Source organism: Luteimonas salinisoli (genome assembly GCF_013425525.1).
Taxonomy (GTDB): Bacteria; Pseudomonadota; Gammaproteobacteria; order Xanthomonadales; family Xanthomonadaceae; genus Luteimonas; species Luteimonas salinisoli.
The window spans coordinates 1-1965 of record NZ_JACCKA010000036.1 but is presented as its reverse complement, the minus strand read 5'-3'; the positions used below and the strand labels follow the sequence as shown (position 1 = coordinate 1965).

4 protein-coding genes are annotated in these 1965 nt (G+C 56.1%); all 4 read left to right on the top strand.

Going from position 1 to position 1965, the window contains the following annotated elements:
- Positions 1–99: 99 nt before the first annotated feature.
- The 4 genes from H0E84_RS05140 (at position 100) to H0E84_RS05130 (ending at position 1759) form a co-directional block, all read left to right on the top strand.
- Positions 100–498 carry a hypothetical protein gene (locus H0E84_RS05140; RefSeq protein ID WP_180677566.1) on the top strand — a complete coding sequence of 133 codons (399 nt, stop codon included), beginning with the start codon at positions 100–102 and terminating at the stop codon, positions 496–498.
- 58 nt (positions 499–556) lie between these two features.
- Entirely contained in the window at positions 557–841 is a 285-nt protein-coding gene (locus H0E84_RS20790; RefSeq protein WP_425600462.1) for a DUF7660 family protein, read from the top strand.
- 79 nt (positions 842–920) lie between these two features.
- Positions 921–1148 carry a DUF6199 family natural product biosynthesis protein gene (locus H0E84_RS05135; protein ID WP_180677565.1) on the top strand — a complete coding sequence of 76 codons (228 nt, stop codon included), beginning with the start codon at positions 921–923 and terminating at the stop codon, positions 1146–1148.
- Between the two features lie 80 nt (positions 1149–1228).
- Positions 1229–1759, top strand: a complete 531-nt coding sequence (locus H0E84_RS05130; protein ID WP_180677564.1) for a nuclear transport factor 2 family protein — start codon at positions 1229–1231, stop codon at positions 1757–1759.
- Positions 1760–1965: the final 206 nt, after the last annotated feature.

Below are 1965 nucleotides of genomic sequence, written 5' to 3'. Positions count from 1 at the left end.
AGAGGACATCGCTGACTTCCAGATCGTGGGTGGCAGCTAACAATTCATTCAAGCCGAACCCGCTTCGCGGGTCGGCTTAATTCAGGCGTTAGGGCGCATATGAAACATCGTGCAATCTTGTTGTTGGTACTGGTCGTTGCCTTGCTGTCCGGTACCGCCCGTGCCGGCACGGTGGTCCTAGTTGCCGACGAGGAGCTCTGTGACAACGCTCCACCCTTGGAGCAAGCAGCACACCTAAAGCCTAGCCGTAACGGCAACAAAGTTACGCTCATCGTCACCGCTCAACTCAACTGTGCTTATATCCCAGACAATCCGGAGCTTCGTGAGTGGCGCAATGCTGCAACTGTGTCGCTTCCCACACGATCGCCATCTGGCATGGCTACAGCCTGCCTTTGCGCGCATCGGATGGAGTTCGAGATCACTGACATGAATGAGGGCGTTCAGATCATCTACTACGTCCAAGACGGGACCGTCCTTGGGCACACCGATGCGCCCTAACAATTCATTCAAGCCGACGCCGCTTCGCGGCGCGGCTTAATTCAGGCGTTAGGCGCGCATGGCAAACGATCAGTTGTTTGAATCTCTAGAGGCGGTTTCGGACGAGCCTTCATTCGTTTGCTTCGTTGAGCTGCTAGTGGCAGACCGCCAATCCGCCGATTCCCGCGCACCCACCAATGATGGGTTTCAGGGAGAATGGGCCAACCAGACCATCGCAGACTTCCTAACAGGCGCGGCTGCGTGGGCAGCGGACTCTGCGTTCGGCGAGCACCCAGGTCCCAAGCCAAGCAATCCTTGGCAGCTGTTTGCTACTTTCTTGTGGGCTGGGCGTGGCTACGAGTAGCGCGCCTATCAATTCATTCAAGCCGACGCCGCTTCGCGGCGCGGCTTAATTCAGGCGTTAGGCCTCAAGAGCAAGCACCATGAGATTCGTTGGTAAGGCAATCGGCTACCTGGTCTCTGCGCTCGGTCTAGGCATCGTGATCTTCGGCTTGTTGGCGGTTGCTGACCCGCAAGGCGCGCAACTTGCCAACGACTCAAACCCTTTTGGTGCCACACCGTCTACCGCTCAACTGCTACTTCACGTTGCCACCGGTGTGGCCTTATTGGCACTCGGCATCTGGCTTGTCGTGCGCAAGCCGCGGGTGTAGCTTGAGGCCTAACAGTTCATTCAAGCCGACGCCGCTTCGCGGCGCGGCTTAATTCAGGCGTTAGGCCACGGAGAATTCACATGTCACCTCTGAAAAAGCTTGCCTTTATTACTTTCGTTTTACTGTCAGCCATCCTGCAACCCGCAATAGCTGCCCATAACGAACCCCGAGACGTGGCAGCGATTCGTGAGATTGTGGAAGCGTTCCGTACTTCAATCATCAATAAGGACAAGGCAACGTTCGTTGAACTTTTCTTTTCTGACAAGCCCGAGCATGTGACTTGGCAGATGGTAGACGACGATACAAGGGTAGCCCGATTCAAGGAATTCGCACCCGAAGCGAGCCGGGTCGTTAGGTGGCCAGAGAACACCTACCTCGCCATGATCGATGCGACAACCGCGGCTGATTCAGGATCGCTCGAGGAAGTATTTCGGGACGTAACCATAGATACGGATGGATTGGTCGCTTCCGTGAACTTTGACTATTCCGTTCTGCGCAATGGGGAGGAAGCCCACTGGGGCCGTGAGATGTGGCATCTGGTGCACACCGAGGACGGCTGGAAGATCATCTCAGTAATATGGTCGCAACGGGATCCTGTATCCAACGAATGAACAGCGCGTGGCCTAACAATGCGTTCAAGCCGACACCGCTTCGCTCCACAAACCACACGGCAGGTACAGCTTGCCATGTGGTTTGCTCCACTACGCGGCGCGGCTTAACTTAGGCGTTAGGCCGCATGAGAGATTTCGTCGCAGATTGGCCGGATGATGCTGATGGTGGCGTGTTCCGTCGGTTAGCCACGGCCGGCTTCGACTTC